At 59.2% G+C, this 16,979-nt stretch carries 12 protein-coding genes; 5 read left to right on the top strand and 7 right to left on the bottom strand.

All coding sequences use genetic code 11. From position 1 onward, the window contains the following. Positions 1-7: 7 nt before the first annotated feature. A complete protein-coding gene (locus tag N5D22_RS01710) occupies positions 8-3,154 on the top strand; it encodes an efflux RND transporter permease subunit (RefSeq protein WP_279655806.1) in 3,147 nt (1,048 codons plus the stop codon). A gap of 206 nt (positions 3,155-3,360) precedes the next feature. Here the strand turns inward: N5D22_RS01710 and N5D22_RS01705 are convergent, their stop codons facing one another. Continuing rightward, positions 3,361-4,254, bottom strand: coding sequence for a LysR substrate-binding domain-containing protein (locus N5D22_RS01705; protein ID WP_279655805.1), 894 nt, complete (start codon positions 4,252-4,254; stop codon positions 3,361-3,363). 75 nt (positions 4,255-4,329) lie between these two features. Here N5D22_RS01705 and N5D22_RS01700 point away from each other — a divergent pair, with 75 nt between their 5' ends. The 4 genes from N5D22_RS01700 (at position 4,330) to N5D22_RS01685 (ending at position 9,573) form a co-directional block, all read left to right on the top strand. Next, positions 4,330-5,820, top strand: coding sequence for an MFS transporter (locus tag N5D22_RS01700; RefSeq protein WP_279655804.1), 1,491 nt, complete (start codon positions 4,330-4,332; stop codon positions 5,818-5,820). A 16-nt stretch (positions 5,821-5,836) separates the two neighbouring features. Then, positions 5,837-6,826, top strand: coding sequence for an aldo/keto reductase (locus N5D22_RS01695; RefSeq protein ID WP_279655803.1), 990 nt, complete (start codon positions 5,837-5,839; stop codon positions 6,824-6,826). A 368-nt stretch (positions 6,827-7,194) separates the two neighbouring features. Beyond that, positions 7,195-8,358 carry a calcium:proton antiporter gene (locus N5D22_RS01690; protein ID WP_279655802.1) on the top strand — a complete coding sequence of 388 codons (1,164 nt, stop codon included), beginning with the start codon at positions 7,195-7,197 and terminating at the stop codon, positions 8,356-8,358. Between the two features lie 468 nt (positions 8,359-8,826). Continuing rightward, a complete protein-coding gene (locus N5D22_RS01685; RefSeq protein ID WP_279655801.1) occupies positions 8,827-9,573 on the top strand; it encodes a F0F1 ATP synthase subunit A in 747 nt (248 codons plus the stop codon). A 270-nt stretch (positions 9,574-9,843) separates the two neighbouring features. Here N5D22_RS01685 and N5D22_RS01680 read toward each other — a convergent pair whose 3' ends face one another. From N5D22_RS01680 to N5D22_RS01655, 6 genes are all read right to left on the bottom strand, one after another. After that, complete coding sequence (locus tag N5D22_RS01680) at positions 9,844-11,343, bottom strand: amino acid permease (RefSeq protein ID WP_279655800.1); 1,500 nt, start codon at positions 11,341-11,343, stop codon at positions 9,844-9,846. A gap of 26 nt (positions 11,344-11,369) precedes the next feature. Continuing rightward, on the bottom strand, positions 11,370-11,729 hold the full coding sequence (locus tag N5D22_RS01675; RefSeq protein ID WP_279655799.1) for a DUF1937 family protein: 360 nt from the start codon (positions 11,727-11,729) through the stop codon (positions 11,370-11,372). Positions 11,730-11,765: 36 nt separating this feature from the next. Then, on the bottom strand, positions 11,766-13,160 hold the full coding sequence (locus N5D22_RS01670) for an FGGY family carbohydrate kinase (RefSeq protein ID WP_279655798.1): 1,395 nt from the start codon (positions 13,158-13,160) through the stop codon (positions 11,766-11,768). Continuing rightward, positions 13,161-14,381, bottom strand: a complete 1,221-nt coding sequence (locus tag N5D22_RS01665; protein WP_279655797.1) for an FAD-dependent oxidoreductase — start codon at positions 14,379-14,381, stop codon at positions 13,161-13,163. It abuts the gene before it with no gap. Beyond that, a complete protein-coding gene (locus tag N5D22_RS01660; RefSeq protein WP_279655796.1) occupies positions 14,378-15,787 on the bottom strand; it encodes an NAD(P)/FAD-dependent oxidoreductase in 1,410 nt (469 codons plus the stop codon). Before N5D22_RS01660 ends, N5D22_RS01665 begins: the two co-directional genes overlap by 4 nt. A 375-nt stretch (positions 15,788-16,162) precedes the next feature. Next, entirely contained in the window at positions 16,163-16,933 is a 771-nt protein-coding gene (locus tag N5D22_RS01655; protein WP_279655795.1) for a DeoR/GlpR family DNA-binding transcription regulator, read from the bottom strand. Between the last annotated feature and the right edge of the window lie 46 nt (positions 16,934-16,979).

Genomic DNA, 16,979 nt, shown 5'->3' with positions numbered 1-16,979 from the left:
AAATATCATGGCACAGTTCTTTATCAGCAGGCCGATCCTCGCCTGGGTCTTTGCGCTGTTCATCTCAATCGCAGGCATTATCGCCCTGCCCTTCCTGCCGATTGCGCAGTACCCCAAGGTCGCGCCTCCGCAGCTCACCATCTCGACGGCCTATCCGGGGGCATCGCCTCAGGAAATCTACCAGGGCGTGACGCGCCTGATAGAAGAGGAGCTCAATGGTGTCAGCGGGATGATGTATTTCGAGTCGACCTCCGATACCTCGGGTTCCGTCAGTATCAACGCAACCTTCGAAGCGGGAACCGACATCGACCAGGCCTCGGTTGACGTCCAGAACGCCATCCGGCGCGTGGAATCGCGACTTCCGTCAGCCGTGACCTCGCAAGGGGTCACCGTCGAGGAAGCCGCATCTGGCTTCCTGATGATGATCACGCTCACCTCGACCGACGGCAGCATGGACGAGGTCGCGCTCGGGGACTACTTGAACCGCAACGTGCTCGGGGAAATCCGCCGTCTCGACGGCGTCGGTCGCGCCCAGATGTTCGCCGCCCAGCGCGCTATGCGGGTATGGATCGATCCGGACAAGCTCGTTGGCCTCAACCTGACCGCAGGTGACGTCAACGCTGCCATCACCGCCCAGAACGCCCAAGTCGCCGCGGGACAAATCGGCGCGGCTCCAAACCCAGTCAGTCAGGACATGACGGCGACCGTGCTCGTGCAGGGCCAACTCTCCGATCCGAAGGCGTTTGGTAATATCATTCTGCGCGCCAATCCAGACGGAAGCGCGGTGCTCCTCAAGGATGTCGCGAAGATCGAACTCGGCGCGGAGAACTACAACTTCACAAGCCGCCTCAACGGGCAGCCGAGTGCCGCAGTCGGCATCCAGCTGTCTTCGGCGGGTAACGCCGTCGCGACCTCGACCGCCGTCAAGGCAAAGATGGACGAGTTATCGCGCTTCTTTCCAAAGGGGGTAGAGTACGCCACGCCATATGACACCAGTCCCTTCGTTTCGGCATCGATCGAGAAAGTACTGCACACGTTGATCGAAGCCGTCGTCCTCGTCTTCATCGTGATGTTCGTCTTCCTGCAGAACTTCCGCTACACCGTGATCCCGACGCTCGTCGTTCCGGTGGCCCTGCTCGGGACCTGCGCGATCATGTACGCGACCGGCTTCTCAATCAACGTACTCACCATGTTCGCGATGGTTCTTGCCATCGGCATCCTGGTCGACGACGCGATCGTAGTGGTCGAGAACGTAGAGCGCATTATGGCCGAGGAAGGCCTCTCGCCCAAAGCAGCTACTCGCAAGGCGATGGGCCAGATCACGGGCGCGATCCTCGGGATCACACTGGTGCTCGCCTGCGTATTCATCCCGATGGCGTTCTTCCCCGGCTCGACAGGCATAATCTACCGCCAATTCTCACTGACCATGGTCGTCTCGATCGCCTTCTCAGCCTTCCTGGCGCTGTCGCTGACGCCTGCCCTTTGCGCCACCTTCCTCAAGCCGATCCCCCAGGGACATCACGAGAAGAAAGGGCTCGCTGGCTGGTTCAACCGCAATTTCAACGGTCTTACCAACGGCTACGTTAAGACCACCAGCGGCATGACCAAGCGCGCGGGTCGAATGATGGTCATCTACTTCGCCCTGCTCGTGGGTCTCGGCTATCTATTCATCAGCCTGCCATCCGCCTTCGTACCCGCCGAAGACCAAGGCAACTTGCTCGTCGACATTCAGGGACCGCCGGAGGCCAGCGCTAACCGCACACAGGCATCTGTTGAGCAGATCGAACAGATGTTCAAGACCGAACCCGGCGTGAAGGACGTCATCGCCATCCAGGGCTTCAGCTTCTCGGGAAGCGGTGCAAACGCCGCTCTTATGTTCGTTACGCTCAAGGACTGGAGCGAACGCGGCGAAGGCAATTCCGCGCAGGAGATCGCGGACCGTGTGAACATGTCGCTGTTCGGCCTCAAGGACGCGACCAGCTATGCACTCTCGCCTCCTGCCATCGAAGGTTTTGGTGCCACGGGCGGTTTCGCCTTCCGTCTCCAGGACCGCAACGGCGTCGGCCAGGCCGCGCTCTCGGCCGCCGCGGCAGAACTGATGGAGAGGGCCAGCCAGAGTCCTTTGCTCACGGGTATGCGAGTTGAAGGTCTCCCTGACGCCGCGCAGGTCCTCCTGGTCATAGACCGTGAGAAGGCGAACACGTTCGGCGTGACCTTCGCCGACATCAACAACACGATCACGGCAAACCTCGGGTCTTCGTATATCAACGATTTCCCCAACGCCGGACGCATGCAGCGCGTCATCGTGCAGGCGCAGGATCGCAGCCGCCTCCAAGTAGAGGACCTGCTCAAGCTCAACGTCCGCAACGCTGGCGGAGGCATGGTGCCACTGTCGTCCTTTGCCATAGCACAATGGCAGAAGGGCTCGCCGCAGATCGTCGGCTACAATGGCTATCCGACGATCCGCATCGCTGGCGAGCCCGCTCCAGGCAATTCCTCGGGCGCGGCCATCGCCGAAATGGAACGTCTCGCCGGAGAGGTGCCCGAGGGCATCGGCTTTGAATGGACAGGCCAGTCGCTCGAGGAGATAAAGTCTGGTTCTCAAGCCCCGTTCCTGTTCGGCATCAGCCTTCTCTTCGTCTTCCTGTTGCTGGCAGGCCTTTACGAAAGCTGGTCGATACCGCTCTCGGTCATGCTCGTCGTGCCGCTCGGTGTCATCGGAAGCGTGCTTGCGGTCATGGTCGCGGGCATGCCGAACGACATCTACTTCAAGGTAGGCCTCATCGCCATCATCGGTCTGTCGGCGAAGAACGCGATCCTGATCATCGAGTTTGCCAAGGATAACTACGCCGAGGGCAAACCTCTGCTGGAATCGGCGATAGAGGCTGCCCGACTGCGCTTCCGCCCAATCATCATGACCTCGCTGGCATTCACGCTCGGCGTGGTGCCGCTAGTCGTCGCGTCGGGTGCTAGTGCTGCCAGCCAGAATGCCATCGGCACGGCTGTTCTCGGCGGCATGATATCGGCGACCGTCCTCGCAATCTTCTTCGTCCCGGCCTTTTTCGTCTTCGTGCTCAAGCTAGTGAGAACGAAGCGGCCAGTCGGAGACGATTTGGAGGACCGTCCTCAGGCCGCAACGACGGCCCATTCCTGATGGGATGGGCCGCAACCTGAGCTTCCGCTAGCGAAGTCATTGGCGGCACTTACACGGAAGATCTCACTTCTCCAGAAATTTCATCGATCTGGTTCTGCGCAGTTGATGCGGGCCCATTATGCGTGACCTCAACCAGCTCGATAGGTGGGCCAGCAGCGGTCGATCACTAAACATGGGTGGAGAATGCCGCTGGCGTTGCTCGTGCGTTATGCCCGGAATCGCAGCGCATCGACGACAGCAGCGAATGCCGGAGAGGTATGCCTTCGGTTAGGGTAGTACAGATGATAGCCCGCAAACGACTCGCACCAGTCTTCCAAAACCCGGATCAAGTCACCCCTGCGAACCTCGTCCACAACCTGGTCCTCGGGCATATACGCCAAACCAAGACCGCGTAGCGCGGCGTCGCGACGCATTCCCATATTGTTGAAGACGAGCTGGCCTTCGACCCTGACCTTGACCTCATGCCCGTCCTTTTCGAATTCCCACGGAAATATGTTCCCGTATGTCGGCATGCGAATCTGGATGCAGTTGTGGCTGGTGAGGTCCTGTGGCGTCTCGGGCCATGGGTTGCTTTGGAAATACGACTTCGATCCCACGACAGCCATACGCATCTCCGGCCCGATCTTGATGGCGATCATGTCCTTGGCGACCTGCTCACCCAGCCGAACACCCGCGTCATACCGCTCCGCGACGATGTCCGTCAGCCCGTAGTCGACGGTAACCTCAACATTGATATCAGGGTAATTCGGAAGGATTTTTTCAAGTGCGGGAGCGAGAACGGATATCGCCGCGTGTTCACCTGCCGTTATCCGGACGGTTCCGGCCGGCTTGTCACGCAGCTCGCTCAGTGCCGACAGTTCTAACTGGATTTCATCGAACCTCGGTCCGGCCGTCTGGAGAAGGCGCTCGCCGGCAGGTGTCGGTGAGACACGTCGCGTCGTCCTCGTCAGCAGTCTAAGGCCCAGCCTCTCCTCGAGGCCCCTCACCGTCTGGCTCAATGCCGACTGCGAGACGCCGAGCTTGACGGCCGCTCGTGTAAAACTCTCCTCGCGCGCGACCGTGACGAAAGCGACCAGATCGTTGAAATTCTCCTGCGGCATTCATTAGATACCCTTATAGCTTCATCCCGATTAGTGCCCCTAATCGAAAAGGTCGGCAAGGAATATCTTTCTGGCATGGAAAACCGCAGCTTCGCCGTGGAGGACGACGTCGCCAAGCGCAGAACGGAAGACCCGATGCCAGACAAGCAACCGACTGCCCCCCAGACACACAAGACCGCGATCCTCGCGATCATTCTGATCAGCTACGTGATGATCGTCCTCGACATCTCGGTCGTGCTGACGGGACTTCCGAAAATCCATCACGAACTGGGCTTCACGGATGCCGGGCTGGCATGGGTGCAGAGCGCCTACACGCTGACCTTCGGTGGTTTCCTTCTGCTTGGCGCAAGGGCTGGCGACATCCTCGGCCGCCGTCGGATGTTCATTGTCGGCATGGCGATCTTCACACTGGCTTCCGTCGCCATCGGAGCCTCGCAATCCTCCGCATGGATGCTGTCCTGGCGGGCGATCCAGGGATTGGGCTCCGCCATCCTCGCACCCTCGACGCTGGCCCTTCTGCAGACCAATTTTGACGAAGGCGAGGAGCGCGTTCGGGCAGTGTCGTTGTATAGCGCAGCGGCAGGAGTCTCGGCCACTATTGGGCTAATCGCCGGCGGACTTCTGGCGGACTGGCTGTCGTGGCGTGTCGGCTTCCTGATCAACCTGCCGATCGGGATCGCGATGATCCTTGCGGCACGCACCTACATCCCTGAAACGGGAACACGACCAGGAACCTTCGATGTTCCCGGAGCGCTCACTTCCACTGTCGGCATGAGCGGGCTTGTCTACGGCTTTATCCGTTCGGCGCAGGCAGGATGGGACACGACAACCATCGCCACCCTCATCGTCTCCGTCATCCTGCTCGGCCTCTTCGTTCTTATTGAACGTCGTGCCCAGCAACCCATCCTGCCGCTTCGCCTGTTTTCGGATATCGAGCGTTCGGGAGCCTACGGCGCGCGCGTCCTCTATCTCGGGGCAATGGTCGGGTTCTTCTTCTTCACGACGCTCTACTTGCAGGAGGTTGCGGGTTTCCGCCCGGCGCTCACGGGTCTCGCCTTCGTCCCGGCAACGATGCTGCACGTACCGATCGCCATCATCGTCCCGCGCCTTATCCGCCGCTTCGGTCGCAACACGATCCTCGTCGTCGGGATGCTGATCGGCATCACAGCCATGGCTTGGTTGAGCCGCACGGGCGTAGGCTCCAACTATTGGACTGCAGTTGCGATGCCCATGATCCTGATCGGGATTAGCCAGGGGCTGACCCTTGCCCCCCTGACATCCTCCGGCGTTGCCAGGGTGGATCATTCAGATGCCGGAGCCGCGTCCGGAGCCGTCAACGTCGCACACCAGATGGGAAGTTCCGTCGGCCTTAGCGTGCTGATTGCCGTCGCGGCAATTGGATCATCGGACCTCACCGGGCCGGAACTGACAGCCTACCGCGTGTCGCATGCCTTTGACGCCGGGACGGTGATGTTGGTCCTCACCTTGGCCGTCGCGGTCCTGACCATCGTACCCGCTGCATGGCGACAGGCAAACTCCGATGCCGCTGTGAAGTGCACGGCCTAATTGAAGGAAGACAGCAATGCAAAAGCGCAAAATCGGAAACCTCGAAGTCTCCTCCCTTGGCCTTGGTTGCATGAGCATGAGCGCCCTCTACGGACCGGCGGCCGATAAGGCCGAGATGATCAAGCTGATCCGTTTTGCTCATGAGAAGGGCGTCACGCTGTTCGACACTGCGGAGTCCTACGGCCCATTCACCAACGAGGAACTCGTGGGTGAAGCTTTGGCCCCGATCCGCGACAAGGTCGTCATCGCCACCAAGTTCGGATTCGACATCGATCTTGCGACAGGTGAACGGCGCGGTGGCACCAACAGCCGCCCCGATCACATCAAGGCCGTCGCTGACGCCTGCCTCAAGCGGCTCAAGACCGACCGCATCGACCTCTTCTACCAGCACCGTGTCGATCCGGACGTTCCGATCGAAGACGTCGCGGGCGCGGTGAAGGACCTGATTTCCGAAGGCAAGGTCAAGCATTTCGGGCTTTCTGAAGCAGGTGTCGGCACCGTTCGTCGTGCGCACGCCGTTCAGCCCGTCACAGCCGTCCAGAGCGAATACTCGTTGTTCTGGCGCGGTCCGGAACCCGAATTGCTCCCCTCACTCGAAGAACTCGGGATTGGCTTCGTGCCCTTCAGCCCGCTTGGCGCTGGTTTCCTGACGGGCAAGATCGACGAGAACACAAAGTTCGATCCGACGGACTTCCGCAACAACGTTCCGCGCTTCACGCCGGAAGCCCGCAAGGCAAACTCCGCTCTGGTCGACGCCATCACTGTGATCGCCGAGAGCAAGCGTTCAACGCCCGCGCAAATCGCGCTCGCCTGGCTGCTGGCCCGGAAACCGTGGATCGTCCCGATACCCGGAACGACGAAACGGCATCGCCTCGAAGAGAATCTCGGCAGCGTCGACCTCGAAATGACCTCGGCAGACCTCGCGGAAATCGACGCCTTGCTCACGAAGATCGAGGTCATCGGCGACCGTCTGCCCGAGGCAGCCATGAAGATGACGGGACGCTGACGTGGACGGCGTGACGACCTCGCACTTCGAGTTCAAAGCCATCGGCACGTCCTGCGAGATCGACATGCCGGCGCCGATTGGAACGGCAACCCGACAACGTGTCCCTGATCTCGCCAACCGCCCGATGGCACCTGTTCGCGGTTCCGCGACGGCTCGCTGATCATCACGATTGCCGAAGCCGAGATCGGCGAAACATTCGAGTTTCCGCCGGAGGCAGCAGCGGAGTGCGCGTTAAGGGGAGGAAGTTGGAAATAGACTTTGCTGACTTTCCGTGATAGCGAAACTGCAAAATGCTTTCTGAACGCCGTCCGGGACGACCTGGATGTGACAGTGTGTACCGGGGACGACCCCATTAGAGGTCGCCGTTTATGACGCATACTTCCTTATTTTCTCCCAGCGGCGCTGGTCCCAAGATTGTTGTCGCCTGGCTCATAGTCGCCATTTTCCAATCTGGACTTCATTCCTGGCTATCAGCAGATATGTCGGCGACCGTCGCCATAACCTGCTTCGTCATCCTGTTTGCAACGATCCTGATGTCGGCTTTCGGTGTCGTTCACGAGGCGGACGAACTGGCTCATCAATTGGGCGAACCGTATGGCACGCTCATCCTGACCCTTTCCATCGTTTCGATCGAAGTCATTCTGATTGCGGCCGTGATGCTCGGCCCTGGAGAGGCGCCAACCATAGGACGCGACTCGATTTTCGCCGTCATGATGATCATCATGAATCTGGTCACTGGCCTTTGCCTTCTCGCGGGAGCGTTGAGGTACGGTGAGCAAGAATACAACGCTCCCGGCGCCATTACATTCATCAGCATGATCGTCGTGCTGGTTGGAGTTGCCCTTCTGCTTCCGAACACGCTGGCAACGGGAAACGGCACCTTCACGTCGCTTCAGGCCATCACGATCTCGGTCCTGACCGTGATCGGGTACGGCGGCTTCCTTTACATGCAGATGGGGAAGTATCGCAGTGACTTCATGCAGCCGCAGGCTGGCCGGATGTGGATCCTCCTGTCAGAGGCGTCGGCAAACAGAGCCACTAATGCCGATCAGAGGTCGGCAGACGGAAATGGCAAAAAGAATCTTCTGCATGCCATTAAGCTCGTAGCCCTTATGCTCCCGATTGTCCTTTTGGCTCATGATCTGGCAATCATCATCGACTACGGCGTGGCGCAGGCCGGGGCGCCTGTGGCAGTCGGCGGCGTTCTGATCGCCATCATCGTTTTCACACCGGAATCCATCACCGCCATCAAAGCCGCCCTGAATAATGAGACCCAAAGGGCCATCAACCTTTGCCTCGGCGCTTTCGTATCGACAGTGGGCCTTACGGTGCCTGCGGTACTGGCCGTAGGCCTCATAACGGGGAAAACGGTTGTCCTCGGAATCTCGCAGACGGAGACTGTGCTTTTGGCGTTGACCACAGCGTTGACGACATTGACCTACCTGGGTCATCGGACGTCGGCGAGCCAGGGCTTGCTGCATATCCTGCTTTTTGCCGTCTTTGGGCTGATGTTGTTTACCGCTCAAACATAACGCATCGCGGGACGACCCGCGCTCTGCTTACGCAAACGGGGACGGCCCCACACCATGAGGCATCATGATGTGGACGAACCATCGAGAACTTTTCAGGTCGATTTCCGACACGGTAATGGGACCTGCTGACGAGCAATCTCCCGGTGTAGATACGCTGTTGTCGTCAGCCGCTATTTTCATCCTTGTCGCGAACCATGAAGTGCGTTTTGGAAGAGCCGGCGCCTTTGGGCCGTTGCAATCATCACGTCGTGACGTTAGAAAGCCCAGGTGCGGGACGACCCGCGCCTTGAATCAATCCGGGGACGGCCTCGAATCTCACCAAAGAGATCGAAACGGCCCCCCACGTGATTAGAATATTCCCATTACCCTTCAAAATCGGGCCGCGAGTCTCGCGCGTGTGGCAACGCTTTGGCGCTGTCATGTCGCGTGACGTTCTCGCTGCCCCCGCAGCGCCTCAGAGGTATTTCCGTGGCTGGACCCATTGATCAGTTCGCAATCAAGCCCATCGTCGAAATCAATATCGGGGGTGTCGACCTAAGCTTCACCAATGCCTCCGCCTACATGGTGCTTACCGTGGCCATCGCAAGCGCGTTTCTCTACTTCGCGACGAGCAAGCGTATGGTTGTTCCGGGCCGCTGGCAGTCTAGTGCCGAGATGCTCTACGAGTTTGTCGCCAAGGCGCTACGCGATAATGCAGGTAAGGAGGGAATGCGGTTCTTCCCGTTCGTGTTTTCCCTCTTCATGTTCATCCTGGTAGCGAACATGATTGGCATGTTTCCTTACGCGTTTACGGTCACCGCCCAGATCATCGTAACCTTTGGGCTTGCGATGCTGGTCTTTCTGACCGTGACGCTGTATGGCATCTTCAAGCATGGTTTCGGCTTCCTTCGGCTCTTCAAGCCCGACGGTGTTCCCGCCGTATTGGCTCCGATTATCATCCCGATCGAGATCATCTCCTTCCTGTCGCGCCCCATCAGCCACTCCGTGCGATTGTTCGCAGTCATGCTGGCGGGCCACATCACCCTCAAGGTATTTGCAGGCTTTGTCGCATCGCTGGGTGGAATGGGCGCATTGGGCATCTTGGGTGCAACCATGCCTCTGTTGATGACCGTCGCCATCACAGCCCTGGAATTCCTGATGGCAACCATCCAGGCTTATGTATTCACGATGCTAACTTGCATGTACCTGAATGATGCCCTGCATCCCGGTCACTGACCTCGTCCAAGCCCGCAGACGTTCGCGAGGACACTTTCGCGGACGTCTGTTGCGGTCAGTCCGGCGTTGAGGCCAATCTTGCACCCCACGTATCTTAGGGCGGAAGCAACCCAATATTGGACGCATCCATATCCCGACGGAAACCTCCAGCGGGCTGACCCCGACCGGTATTCAACAGGCTTCCATGGATCTGATCGGGCCCCGATAACAATTCGAGGGGGACTGGAAAAAGAGCCGGCGTGCAACACGCCGGCTCTCGATGGAGGACGGTCAGCGCAGCACTTCTGCGCCCTTGTCAGCGTCCAGGATAGCATCGACAGAGATCATGTCGGGCATCTTGAGTGCCTTGGGGCCGCCACGCGTGGCAAGAAGATAAACAAGGTAAACCACACCGATCGCGAACATGACCGCCACATACGACCACGGCTTGGAAAACGAGGCATCGCGGAAGATGGCCAGTTCGAAGGCCAGCCATACAATCGCGACCACAAGAACCGGGGTTTCCCATGCGCCGAGACGGAAGCCCTGGCTTGGGGGAAGATTGTTACGCTGGAAGGCGTAGATCAAAACCGTCACCGCATAGATGATCGCCGGAAGCAGGGTCGCTGCGGAGAACAGGGCAAACAGCGCATCTGTCTGTTTTGCAAACAGCGCGAGAATGACCTGACCGACCACCGCCATGAATACCGTCGCATTGACCGGAGTTTTGAGCGTCGGGCTGATGCGATGCCAGAGCTGCCAGCCGGGGAAACGCTCGTCACGCGACATGGCCCAAACAAGGCGGGTGCCGCTGAGCAGGATGACAAGACCACATGAAAAAATTGAGATCACGACCAGAACCAGCAGCAGATTGCCGAGGATCGGACCAAGCACGCGGTTGATGACGTCGGCAATCGGCGTGGAGGAACCGCTGAGGGCGGTCGGATCGCCGAGCAGGGCTGTAACGGCAAGGAGGAAAAGCATCCCGATCACGCCAAGGCTGAGGACGGCCTGCCACATTGCCTTTGGAACGACACGCGCCGGGTCCCGTGTTTCTTCGGCGAGATTTGCAGCGGACTCGAAACCCACGATCGTGAAAGCACCGAGCAGGGTGCCCATGATCCAGGGGCCAACGCTCGTGAGCGTTCCGAAGGAATAATATCCTTCCTGGGCAATGGTCCCGCTGCTGAAGAGGTTCGAAAAATCGAGTTCGTTATTATACGCGCCGACACCGAACAGCAGCACGACAAGGCCGATCATCCCGATCAACTGGATCGTCACGGCGACGGCATTGAATTTCTGCGTAAACTTCGTCGAGAACGCGATCATTATTGCCTGGGCGATGATTACCAGGCTGGTGATCCACCAGGCGTTTTCGGCCGTGCCCTCGTAACTCAACAGCACGGGTAGAACAGTCGATGCGATCGTATAATCCACGGCCACCAGCACGACGGCAAGGAAGGTGAAACCGATCCAGCCCATGATCCAGCCGAACACGGGATTGGTGAGGCGGGATGCCCATTGATAGATGTAACCCGTGACAGGGATACGAGCGGCGAGCGAGCCGATGATCAGGGCGACCATCAACTGGCCGATGACGACAACAGGCCAGGTCCAGATGCCCATGGGGCCGGATGTCGAGAGCATCGCGCCATAGGCGGTAAAAATACCTGTGGCGATCGATACGAAACCGAAGGCTACGGCGAACGACTGAAAAGGCGTCACATCCCGTTTCAGGTGATCGTGATCGGTCTGTCCCGGCACCGGTCCGGACTTGGTGGCGATTGTCATTTTATTCCCCTTTTTTCTCTCAAACGTCAGTTCGCGAATTCGTGTTCGATCTCGCTCCAAAGGCTGACGCGTTGTCCCTTGGATTTGAAAAACTCCATTTCACGCTTCACGCCGGCGCTTTCCTGCCAGCCGGGACCATCGATCACGACGATCTCGTCCATGGCTTCCATGAAGACCTGATCGATTGGAGCCCACAGTCTGCCGATACCGGCCTTGTCGAGATCTGGGAGATGGCCGTTGATCGGGTGAGACATCGAAATCTGGCTGAAGACGGCCGATCCGCTGCGGGCAATCCTGGCCGCCACGGCATTGGCTTCGTGGTACCGTTTTTCCACGACTTCGCGGTCCGCGTGGCCGTAAGGGCCAGCGAGAAAAATCTTTCTCATTGTATTCTCCGAATATTCGAACGCTAGGTTAGGACGTCAGCTTCGCCAGCCTCGTGCCCTTTCAACAGCCCTGGCAAACAAAGCATGGTGTTCATCGGTAACTGATCCGTCAGGTTCGAAACGGGCATGTTTTGCCCGTGCCACACTGACGTCCAGACCGCAGAATTCGGCAAGTCCCAATGCTGTCAGCTCATGCATCGACGGCACCGTAATCGAGCGCTTGCTCGCCGAAGCGAGGAACTGGCCAAAATAGGGGCTTTGCGACAGGCCGCCGTCAATCGAGATGCTCGGACCGAGATCGGTGACTTCCGACGCCGCCTTAATCAATCCTACGGTCAGCATCGCGATGCCCTCGAGAACCGCCCGGACAAGATCGCGGCGATCGGTCGCGTGGTCCATGCCGATGAACAGCGGAGCAGCCGTGCGGTCCCAGTAAGGTGCGGCGAGGCCCGAGAGCGCCGGGACAAAAACAATCCCCCGGCTGAGCGCGGACGGCCCTTCGAAGACACCGAGCTCTTCCAGTGCCGAATAGAGACCGATATTGCGGGCCCATTCCAAAGCCGAACCGGCGTCGTAAACGCCGCCCTCGATTGCATAGGTCGTGCCACCCTCCTGGAGCGCCCAGGCAACCGTTGGCAGAAGCTCCGACTGGGGTGGCCGTTCCGAACCACTCACCGCCAGAAGGAAGGCACCCGTTCCAAAGGTGATCTTGCAGTCGCCGGGGTTCCGGCATCCATGCCCGAACAGCGCGGCCTGCTGATCGACAATGGATGCCTTGACGGGAATACCGTTGATCTTGCCGAAGTCATCATTGACGTTGGCGATCCGGGGAAGGCACTCTTTTGGCACTCCGTGAAGCGCGCAGAGTTCGTCGCTCCACGCACCTGTCGCGAGATCGAGAAGGCCCGTGCGCGAAGCCGTTGCCAGATCGGTCGCAAAAACGCCGGCAAGCGAATCGAGGAAGAAGGCGTCCGTTGTACCGAGACGCAGACGGCCTGCTTTTTGCGCTTCTGCAATGTGGGGAACGTGACGGATAAGCCAGGCAAGCTTGCTTGCCGAAAAATACGGATCGAGCGGCAGACCGCAGATGCGCTTCGAGGTTTCCTCGGCTTCCGGCCCGAGATCGGCGAGATACCTTGCCGTCCGCGAATCCTGCCAGACGATAACGGGCGACAATGCTTCCCTGGTCTCCGCATCCCAGGCGATGCAGCTTTCACCCTGGTTGGCGATAGCAACCGCATCGACCTTTCCCGCCGCGTCGAGGACCGTCAGAATATTCTTGAGAAGTTCGTGCGGATCATGCTCGACCCATCCGGCGAAGGGATGCTCCTGCCCGTGTTTGCGGCTGGCGACGATCTTCCAGTCTCCGCCGTCCTCTACAACGAGGCAACGTGTGGATGTCGTACCCTGGTCGATGGATGCAATACGCATTCAACCTTCCTCTCTGAAGCTGAAATGAACGTGCTGTGCGTGGCGAACGGCGTCTGGACGCGGAACCATTGTCCGGCTCTCTGGCCGCCAAAGTCCCCTTTTTTGCCAGACCGGGCGTCCGTCGATGCATAGTGCAAGCGTGCCGGTTACACGCTCCTGAAACCGCAGCTGGAAATCCCTGAGCCCGCCCGGCAAGTCGGCACCGCTGCGGATGAGATTGGGCACCACCAGTTTGATCGGCGCATCGAAAGTCACTTTTACCGGCGCTTCGGCAGAAACCGGTCGCAGCATATCCGCAGCCAGGGCCTCGCCGACGGCGCGGCCTTCCCGGAAGGCCCAGCCGCCCGTCTCCACCGCGCGAAGGACGTTGCCCGCAGCGAAATAGTGTGGATTTTCACAGCGGCCGTGCTGGTCCACGGCTGGACCCGTGCTGCCCCAGTCCACCGCCAGGCCGGATGTCATGAACAGAGAGGATTCCGGGATGAAGCCACCCGAAAAGAGGACGCCGTCACATTCAAGCGTCTCGACCGTCTCGCCACGTTTTACAACCACGGCTTCAACGCGCCCGCGTCCCAGAATATCGACGATCTCGGCGCTGCGGTGGAACGGTATGCCCATCAAAGAGGGAAACCATGCCAGCGGCACCCGAACGAGCGCCTGCTTCCTTGGCTCCACTACCGCGACCGGGCGCGCGCCATGGCTGAGACAGGTCCAGACGGCGGAAAGCGTGACCAGCTCGGAGCCCACGATAACGGGCCGTTTGAATGGCATCATATTGTGGAATGCGACATAGGACTGGAGCGTGCCCGTTGTCAAAACGCCCACAGGACGATCGCCCGACACAAGACGGGCCGCGCGCGTTGTCTCGCGAACACCCGTCGTGACCAGGACGCGCCTGGCCGCAATGGTCTGGAGCCCGTCGAAATTCGCGACAAGCAGTTCACCGTCTTCACCAAGGCGAGCCACCGAATGCCCGTAGCGAACATCGATCCCAAACGTCTGGACCTCCCGTTCGAGGCGTCGGCCATATGCCGCTCCGAGGTAAACCCGCCCGAATTCGAGCATGCCGAACGGCGAGTGGCTGCAATGTCTGGTCGCGCCTCCGAGATGTTGCTCGCGTTCGAGAAGCGTGACTTTCTCGATCCCGGCCTTTCGCATGGAAATCGCCGCCGCAACGCCGGAAGGCCCACCGCCAATGATGATAACGTCGGGCTGGCTCATTTGCCGCCCTCCCGATCCACCGCCAGCGGGGTCGCCAGACAGCCTTTGCTGATTTCGGCGAGCCTGGCGTTGCAATAAAATCCCTGACAGCGCCCCATCCCGGCACGCGTACGCCTGCGCAGGCCGCCGAAATCGCCCGGCGGCAACGCTGTTGTGAGCGTTGCCTCGATTTCACGACGCGTGACCATCTCGCAATGGCAAACGATCTCGCCATGGTTTTCGGTCTGCCAGTCACGCTGGCGGGATTCCGCCAGATTGGGCATGCGCACATCGGGGATGCACTTTTGCTGAAACTCCCCGCGTGACAACCCGCCATGAAGCTTGAGGGCGTGCTGGGCAAGGCCGAGAGCGGAGCTCAAACCCGTGGAACGGATGCCCCCTAGGGTGATGGCATTGTGCTCAGGCCGATCGATGACCCGATATTCCTTCTTGTCCGAGGCGGGGCGAAGCCCGGCATAAACGGCAGTGACCGGGATGTGCGCCAGGCCGGGCACAAGTTTCGTTCCGTGAGCGACCAGGGCGTCGAGCGTGTCGTGTTCAACGGTCGCACGGATACGGTCGTCCTGTTCTTCGGCGGTCGGGCCTACCAGGATATTGCCGAATGCGGTCGGACAGACGACAATTCCCTTGGTGATCTCGTTGGGTACCGGAAGAATGATTGTCTTGAGCTGCCGGGCCGCCGCCTTATCGAGCACCACGAACTGCCCCTTGCGCGGCCTGATCTGGAACTCAGGCGTGAAGCCCAGACGGGCATCGACGTGATCTCCGAAAAGTCCGGCCGCGTTGATGACCCATTTCGTTCGCACATCGCCACGATTGGTCTCGAGTGTCCACTCGCCATCGAATTCACCGGAAAGCAACTCGCATTGCCGCATGACCGCCGTACCAAGAGCGATGGCCTGGTTGACATAGGCAAGCGGTGCGGACCAGGGGTCGATGACGTGCTCGTCGAACACATGAAGCGCGGCGACGAGATTTCCAGAGAGTCCCGGCTCCACCTTCCGCGCTTCGGCGGCCGTCAGAAGGCGCAACCGATCGACGCCATTCTGCCTGCCCTGCTCGGCGATTTCCTCCAGCTTGATCGCTTCTTCCGGTGTCCAGGCGCACACGAGCGCGCCTGTCTCCACCAAAGGAAGGTTCATGCTTTCGTGAATGTCGAGGTATTCCTGACGACCGGCCTGAACCAGGGAGAGCTCCAGACTGTTCTTCGGTGCGTCAAAGCCCGTGTGAAGGATGGCGCTATTTGCCTTCGATGCCCCGGACAGGATGTCCGAACCTTTTTCGATCAGAATGACTTTCGCACCGGCAAGTGCAAAGCGCCGGGCAACGGCGCAGCCGACAACGCCCGCACCAATGATCGCGACATCGAAAAGTTCACCCGGAGTTTGGGATTGCTGAACGCACACGGTTCGATTTCCTACTGTTCAGTCACTTTATGACCGAACAGTAACAACCACATTTGCAAAATGTAAAGCCTCAAGGCCACATTTCCGTTATATTTTGTTCAAAACTCGAGATATTCCATTCATACGCGATGAAATTCGCTCCCGCCTCCAACCATGCGGGTCACCTCAACACATTAAAACACACAAAAATGACCGATCAGTCATTTTTGTGTGTTCAGCTCGCAGGAGAAGGACCCAATATCCAAATTTGGCGCTTCAGCGTCGCGGTCTTTGCCGAAGCGACGGCCCCAGACGCCGCAACTAAGCCAGTGGCAGCGCGTATCGAAATTTGCCTTCGAGCAAGCATCCGGAAGGGAACAACTGTTGCAATGATGACTAGGCGACGATCACTTCGATATTTGCAGCGCTCAACGACGCGGCAACCTGCGGCGTGGGCTGACGGTCCGTTACCAGATAGTCGACAGCGGCCAGAGGCACGACTTCAAAGACCGCCCGGCGGTCGAACTTCGAATGATCGGCGAGCACGATCAGTTTGTCGGAGCGCTCGATCATCGTTTTTGCGATTTCCGCCTCCTGCAGGTCAAAGTCCATCAGGGAACTGGAATCGATAGCCCCAACCGTAATGATTGCATAACGCGCCCGGAACTTCATAATCTGCTCCAGGGCAAGCGGACCGAGGCTTTCGCCGGCGTCCGCGCCATAAGCGCCGCCGATCAGGAAGACTTTGTGCGACGTGTTGCCGGAGACCGATGCCGCGATGCGATGTGAATTGGTGATCACCACCAGGTTTTGAAGGCGAGCCAGTTCTTCCGCCATCACGACCGTGGTCGTGCCAGTATCGATAAACACGGAATCGTCACTTCTAAGAAGACGTGCTGCCGCAATCGCAATCTTCTTCTTTGCCTCGTAATTCTCGGCCATGCGCGTTGCAAACGGACCTTCGTTTTCAGCAGTCTCGTTTGGCGCTCCGGCAGCCCGCGCTCCTCCATGGATTTTGCGGAGCTTTCCTTCGGCATCCATTTTGGTCAGGTCGCGCCGGATCGTCTCTCTGGACACACCGAGGCGTTCTGCCAGCTCTTCAACGGACATTTCGCGGGTCTGGTTGAGGATCTCGAAGATTTCTTCTTGCCGCAGAGAAGGTCGCAAGGGTCGTCCCTTTATTTCGCTGGTTGCGAGCGTTTCATGACGACGA

The organism is Agrobacterium sp. GD03872 (assembly GCF_029840625.1).
GTDB classification, from domain to species: Bacteria; Pseudomonadota; Alphaproteobacteria; order Rhizobiales; family Rhizobiaceae; genus Agrobacterium; species Agrobacterium fabrum_A.
This window is presented reverse-complemented; position numbering and strand designations above follow the sequence as displayed.